The organism is Shewanella sp. SG44-6 (assembly GCF_014164185.1).
Taxonomy (GTDB): domain Bacteria; phylum Pseudomonadota; class Gammaproteobacteria; order Enterobacterales; family Shewanellaceae; genus Shewanella; species Shewanella vesiculosa.
In genome coordinates, this window is record NZ_JACJER010000182.1 from 1 (window position 1) to 7,023 (window position 7,023).

General features: G+C 40.2%; 7 protein-coding genes. 5 read left to right on the forward strand and 2 right to left on the reverse strand.

All coding sequences use genetic code 11. The annotated features are described in order from the left end of the window. Window positions 1-14: 14 nt before the first annotated feature. From H5185_RS20415 to H5185_RS20425, 3 genes are all read left to right on the forward strand, one after another. On the forward strand, window positions 15-869 hold the full coding sequence (locus tag H5185_RS20415) for a putative selenate ABC transporter substrate-binding protein (protein ID WP_182743017.1): 855 nt from the start codon (window positions 15-17) through the stop codon (window positions 867-869). Next, on the forward strand, window positions 869-1,546 hold the full coding sequence (locus tag H5185_RS20420; protein WP_182743018.1) for an ATP-binding cassette domain-containing protein: 678 nt from the start codon (window positions 869-871) through the stop codon (window positions 1,544-1,546). Before H5185_RS20415 ends, H5185_RS20420 begins: the two co-directional genes overlap by 1 nt. Before the next feature lie 87 nt (window positions 1,547-1,633). Beyond that, window positions 1,634-3,181, forward strand: a complete 1,548-nt coding sequence (locus H5185_RS20425) for an ABC transporter permease (protein ID WP_259396268.1) — start codon at window positions 1,634-1,636, stop codon at window positions 3,179-3,181. Between the two features lie 53 nt (window positions 3,182-3,234). On the opposite strand, the gene H5185_RS20430 is transcribed toward H5185_RS20425, so the two are convergent. Next, a complete protein-coding gene (locus H5185_RS20430; protein WP_182743020.1) occupies window positions 3,235-3,906 on the reverse strand; it encodes a LysE family translocator in 672 nt (223 codons plus the stop codon). A 164-nt stretch (window positions 3,907-4,070) separates the two neighbouring features. Beyond that, a complete protein-coding gene (locus H5185_RS20435; RefSeq protein WP_124016486.1) occupies window positions 4,071-5,381 on the reverse strand; it encodes a dicarboxylate/amino acid:cation symporter in 1,311 nt (436 codons plus the stop codon). A 224-nt stretch (window positions 5,382-5,605) separates the two neighbouring features. On the opposite strand from H5185_RS20435, the gene H5185_RS20440 reads away from it, so the two are divergent. Further along, a complete protein-coding gene (locus H5185_RS20440) occupies window positions 5,606-6,322 on the forward strand; it encodes a hypothetical protein (protein ID WP_182743021.1) in 717 nt (238 codons plus the stop codon). A 402-nt stretch (window positions 6,323-6,724) separates the two neighbouring features. Next, the coding region (locus H5185_RS20445; RefSeq protein WP_182743022.1) for an invasin domain 3-containing protein at window positions 6,725-7,023 on the forward strand (299 nt) is incomplete at its 3' end.

Sequence of the window (7,023 nt, forward strand, 5' to 3'; positions counted from 1 at the left end):
CTTATAAGATTAAGATGAAACTAACACATTTATTAGCAGCGAGCTTTTTAAGTTTATTTTCGACGTTTGCATTAAGTGCAACCTTTACCTTTACTGCTATCCCTGATGAAGATGAAAGTCAGCTTCGTACTCGATTTGATAAAGTGGCTGATTATTTATCTGAGCAATTGGGCGTGGAAGTAAAATATATTCCAGTAAAGTCTTATTCAGCTGCGGTAACGGCGTTCCGTAACAATCAAGTTCAGCTTGCTTGGTTTGGCGGTTTATCTGGGGTTCAGGCTCGTCGCTTAGTGCCTGGTTCTGAAGCTATCGCTCAAGGTTTTGAAGATCAGTACTTTAAGAGTTATTTGATAGCCCATCAATCTACTGAAATTGTCCCTTCCAGTAATTTCCCGCTACTAAATGATTATACTTTTACGTTTGGTTCTAAAGATTCAACGTCTGGACGGTTAATGCCGCAGTTTTTTATTGAGCGAAACTTAGGTAAGCCGATCGAACAGATTTTTAAACGAATTGGTTTCTCTGGTGATCATAGCCGCACCATTAGCCAAGTCGAAGCGGGTGTATACCAAGTTGGCGCGGTTAATTATAAAGTGTGGGACACTGCTGTTGAAAAAGGCGAGGTTGATACCAGTAAAGTGAAAGTTATTTGGGAAAGTCCTAGCTACCCTGACTATCAATGGACAGTTCGTGCTGGCGTTGATGATACTTTTGGTGCAGGTTTTAAAGAAAAACTGACTAAAACATTAATTGGTATGACGGATAAAGATTTATTAGCCAGTTTTCCTCGTGAGTCATTTGTACCCGCCCATAATAACGACTATGAGCCGATTGAGCGCGTCGCAAAAACCATTGGAATGCTTGATTAATGTTGTCTTTGGTTGATGTTGATTTAGGTTATAGTCAGAACATTGTTTTATCTAAGGTTAATTTGTCATTTAAGCCCAATGAACATGTGGCTATTTTAGGTCCTTCAGGCGTGGGTAAAACCACGTTATTGCATCATCTATATCTACAATTGGCTCAGCAAACCTGTTTGTGTTCTCAAGCACAAGGGTTGGTTGATAACTTGTCGATATATCATAATGTATTTATTGGTGGATTAGCGCGTTACTCTCGTTGGTACAATATGGCTAATTTAATATTGCCATTTAATAAGCCACAACAACAAATAGCCGCTATTTGTCAGCAGTTAGAGCTCACCATGCCATTAACACAAAAGGTCAGTGAGCTGTCTGGTGGACAACGTCAACGTGTCGCATTAGCCAGAGCATTATTTCAACAGCAATCCATTTTTATGGGTGATGAGCCCTTTTCTGCATTAGATCCATTAATGGGCTTACGGTTATTAAATTTGATTAAACAAGCACATCAAAGTGTGATTTGTGTGCTGCATGATGCTGAGTTAGCCTTAGCGCATTTTGATCGCATTATCGTGATTAGCGAGGGCAAAGTGGTGCTAGATGATGGCGCCGATAAGTTATCTCTGGCACGTTTATCACAGCATTATGCTTTGGCCGATATGCCAAAGCAGGTTATGGCGTGAATATGATCACATCGCTGCAGCTCATTATATTGCTTATTACAGCTCTATCTGTGTGCCGTTACTGTCTTTTCTATTATGTCTGACGCCATGATTTTTCGTGGACGCGTTTTTTTGGGCCACTGGCAGAAAATCACTTTACTACTTTTAGTTACGGTATCTGTGTGTTGGTTTTTTGCCGATACCGAAGTGATAGCACTCGATCCTTGGTCCGAACTCGGCCGTATGTGGCAGGGTTTTGTGCATCCCGATTTTTTTGCGACAGAGAATCTGTTTGATGCACTATGGCAAACTATCAGTTTTGCCTTGCTTGGGATCACGGTTGGATTGCTAGTGGGGTTTCCATTAGCCTTGTGGTATCAACATCCCTTAATTGCGGCCTTGTGTGCCTTTATCCGCGCGATCCATGAGATTTTCTGGGCGCTGATATTTTTACAGATCTTTGGTCTATCAGCCATTACCGGTATCTTAGCCATTGCACTACCTTATGCTGCCACATTTGCCCGAGTTTTTGCGGATATATTACAACAAGCCCCTATCCATACTCTGTTTTCACTGCCCAAAGGTACTGATAAGTTATCGGCATTTATCTATGGACGTTGGATGCACATGTATCCACAGATTATTGATTATATTCGTTATCGTTTTGAATGTGCATTGCGCAGTAGTGCGGTATTGGGTTTTATTGGTATGCCGACATTAGGCTTTTATTTAGAATCCGCTTTTCGTCAAGGGCGTTATGAGCAAGGTGGGGCATTACTGATTTTATTTGTGTTATTAATTGGCAGCATACGCTTTTGGGCTAAACCGATTTTGCTGTGGCTATATTTACCGCTTGCGGTGTATTTTTTACCACCAATACCTGTGATTGACTCGCAACTTATTTGGCGCTTTATCAGTGTTGATATCTTACCGCCAATGCTCCAAGGGCAGGCTTTTTTTACCTGGTTTGATGCAGATAATTTATCAAAGTTGTTTGACTGGGTTTATGAATTAATAAGCCAACAAGTGTTTCCGGGAATGATTGCCACTTTAGTATTGGCTTTTTGTGCCTTAGGATTAACTCACTTATTCACCATGATATTGTTGCCGCTAAACACGCGTTTAATGATGCCAAACCTGATCATCTTGTTCATGCGTGCGGTTAATTTAATATTACGTTCACTGCCAGAGTATTTATTGGCTTTTGTGTTTATGATGTTGCTGGGTCCTTCTATGTTACCCGCTATTATCGCGCTAGCATTACACAATGCCGGTCTTATGGTATTTTTAATGGCGCGCCAAGCTGACAACGTGAGTGTTCCGCTCACATATCTGCCAAGGATTGACCAATATAGTTATTTGGTTGTGCCTACGCTATATCCACATTTTATGGGATTACTGTTTTATCGTTTTGAAGTGATTATTCGTGAAACGGCTATTTTGGGTATGCTTGGCGTGATGACGTTAGGCTTTTATGTTGACAGTAACTTTTCTGAAATCCGCTTTAGCGGTGCCTTATTGTTATTGGTGTTCACTGCAGGTTTAAATGTTGTCGTGGATTATCTAGCGCGTCGATTACTCCATTATCCTCGACATAGTGTACAGGTTTGCCAAAGCAGCCTTAAGATTAATCCTCGGATTAATCTTGGCCACTAATTACTTATAAGGCTTAAAACTCAGGCTGCTTTAAATGATTATATCTATGTCAATTAGCTGATAATTTGTTGGATAATATTACTTGCAATAGTCAGCGCAACGGCAATAAAAATAATCCCTACCAGTAAATCAATAATGGTATTCGCTGCGAGTAATTTCTGCTGAACTCGAGGTTTAGATAATACTAATGCCAGCAAGCTAAACCATGCTAATGACAACACAAACAATAATACTGTCGCGGCTATTTTGGTTGAATGATTGACTTGTGGCGTAATTAATACTGAAAATAAAGTAATAAAAAAGATCAGCGCTTTAGGGTTGAGTAGATTGGTATAAAGACCCACCTTAAACCCCTTTAACGACGAGACTATAGCCACCTGGGTGAGATTTTGCTGAACTGAAGGGATGTCTACAGTCCGGCGTTTGCTGATAATACTCGTCATCGCTGATTTAAGCGCCCCATATCCCATCCAAGCTAAGTAGCTGCTACCAATGAGTTGTACAGCCAAGAACGCTATATGAGATTGTTGGATCATCACACTGATCCCCATCAAAGATAGAAAGGTATGTATCAAGATCGCCACCGCAATACCTAAGGCACAATAAAGTGCGGTTAAGCGCGTTTGTTGTGTGGCCATTTTTACAATAATGGCGAAATCGGGTCCAGGGCTCATCAATGCCACTATGTGAATAACCGCTAAACTTGCCAATAAAGTAAGGTCCATATTTATTCCGTTTTTTTAAGCTATGACGAGTCATTTACCCATGATTTTTAATGATAATGAAAGCCTATATCAATGTAAGTTGATGATAATGACATATTTATGCAGAAAAAAGATAATAAAAAAGCGCTAAATTAGCGCTTTTTTATATAAGGTGATGTTAAGTGTTAATTTTTGGAATTAAGCACTTGATCTTCAAAGTTTTTAGCGACTTTACCCGCTTGTGAGTCATTGAATATTTGTTCATTGAATTCACCCTCTGATTTAGCAATAATCACTGTCGCTACCGCATCACCGGTTACGTTCACCGCGGTGCGGATCATGTCGAGCATTCTGTCGACACCAATAATTAATGCAATCCCCTCTACAGGTAAGCCAACTTGGTTTAACACCATGGCGAGCATGATTAAGCCTACGCCTGGCACCCCCGCAGTGCCAATGGAGGCTAACGTTGCTGTGACCACCACAGTAGCGTAATCCATTATGCTCAGTTCAATACCAAACACTTGGGCAATAAATACCGTGGCGACACCTTGCATAATGGCGGTACCATCCATGTTAAGTGTTGCACCCAGTGGTAAAGTGAATGAGGCAATTTTATTGTCAACCCCCATTCGGTGTTCAGCTGTTTCAATGGTGACAGGTAATGTGGCATTTGAACTGGCTGTACTAAAGGCAAACAGTTGCACATCACGAATTTTACGCAAAAACATCAGCGGACTCAGGCCTGAGAATAACTTTAATAACGTCGGGTATACCACTAAGCCTTGAATAAATAATACTGCAACGACCAGGAAGAAGTATTTTACTACACTACCGAAGGTTTCTAAGCCTAACGTTAAGCTGAGAGTCGCCATCAGTGCAAACACACCATAAGGCGCGAGCTGCATAATCAAGGTAACTACACGCATAATCACATCATTTAAATCGTTAAAAAATGACGCTATACGCGTACCGCGTTCACCAATATGTGAGATGGCAAAGCCAAAAACAACTGCAAATAGGATAATCTGCAGCATATTGCCTTCACTCATGGCTTGCATAGGGTTTGTCGGTACAATATTAATAATGACTTCAGAAAGGCTAGGCGCGTCTTTTGCTGAGTATTCTAATGCGTTACCGGCCAAACTAGCATTACCTGGATGGATCAACACTGCGGCTAGAATCGCAATCGTGAGCGCAATAGCGGTAGTGAATAAATAGAAGGATATGGTCTTGCCACCAAGACGCCCCAGTTTAGATGGATCGCTAAGGGAGCAAGTACCGCACACTAATGAGATAAATACTAAAGGTACGACAAGCATTTTTAAGCTTGAGATAAAGATAGTGCCAATGACATGCAAGAATCCATCGGTAATGTACTCTTGAATAAATTGGCTATCAGGAAAAGAGTTTCTCAATACTAGGCCAAATATAATGCCTAATGCCATGCCAAATAAAATTTTGCTCGTGAGTCCGAGCTTGTATTGTTTACTCACAGAGTGTTCCTTTTCATCATATTATTTTATTTCTTTATTGAATGCGCTAAAGACTAGCAGGAATCGTTAACTTAGGAAATGGCCTAAAAGTGAAAGTTTTAGCCGATAAATAGCAAAGAAATTATTATAGTTATGCTAAAGTTATAGGATGTTTGTGTATTGTTTAAATATAAGTAACTATAATAATTCTTAAGTTTTATTTCAATGTAACAGGGAGCCTGACAATGAGGTCAGCATATAAAGTTTATTTCGCACTTTTATGTACTTTTTTTCTCGTCGCATGTGGTGGCGGCGGCGGTATTACTGATAGTGGAACCGGAGGCGATGGAGGGACGGATCCTACTGAGGTTATTTCAATAAAACTTGAGACATCTTCAAATGAGATTACGGCAAGTTCATCAGCAATGTTAAAGGCAACTGTTACAAGTTCTTTAACTGGAGCTGTTGCAAATACAGTTGTGACTTTTTCCTTATCAGATCCATCTTTGGGTTCATTTACCCCAAGCGCTGGGACTGCCAAAACTAATTCTGAAGGTGTGGCCGAAGTCATTCTTAGCACATCAACCACTCAAGGTGCTGTGACAGTAACGGCTTCTTTAGATTCTGGTGAATCAGCGTCTACAGGTATATCAATGGCTGGAGATGGGGCTGTTACTGGTGAGAATTTAATAACGCTAAAATTAAAAGACGCTGCTGGAAATGCAATTAGTAATATTAGTTTTTTAACACCAGGTTATATTCATGTAGAGTATAAAGACCCCACAGGGATACCGATAGCCAATCGCTTAGTTACTTTTTCTCTTAATGATACCGCTTTAGCGACTTTCGTTCCTAATAGTGGCACCGGTTTGACTGACGAAAATGGTCAAGCGGTCATTAAAGTTATTGCTGCGAATAAAGAGGGCGCTGGAACGGTAAAAGTTGAAATTGATGAGCAATAAGCAGTTAGTGTAAACTTTTATTCTAAAGGTGATGCTGGCGTTTCTGGTTCATCTTCACTTACCGCTAAGTTAATTAATGCAGCGGGAACTTCAATCACTACAGTTTCTGACAGTCAACCTGGTTACATTGAAGTTCTTCTTGCCGACTCTATTGGCCAAGGTCTAGCTAGTCAAGTTGTATCATTCTCATTAAATGATAGTTCTTTCGGTACATTTGAGCCATCTAGTGGAACCGCTCTTACAGATTCAAATGGCTTAGCGAAGATTAAACTTCGTACTGCTAATGTTGAGACTGCTGCTACAGTCACGGTCAGTACTGGTTCTGGTTTAACAACTTCGATAAGCTTTTACATTTTAGGTGATGGTGTTGCCGTTGGAACAAATCGTCTATCTCTAAAATTAATGGATAACAATGGTAATCCAATTTCTATTATCAGTAATTCTTCAGCTGCAAATGTAGTAGCCACATATGTTGACTTAAATGGCTTACCTTTAACGGGACAACTAGCGACTTTTACATCTAGTTTAGGGAATTTATCTCCAGTTATAGGTACCGCCGTTACTAATAGTAACGGTATTGCTTCAATTAGTTTGACTGCTGGTAATATTGCAGGTGCAGCAGAGTTATCTGTTCAAATACAAACATCTAGAGCCAGTATCCTTTTCGAAACTTTGGGTGATGAAATAATTGTTCGTCCTAT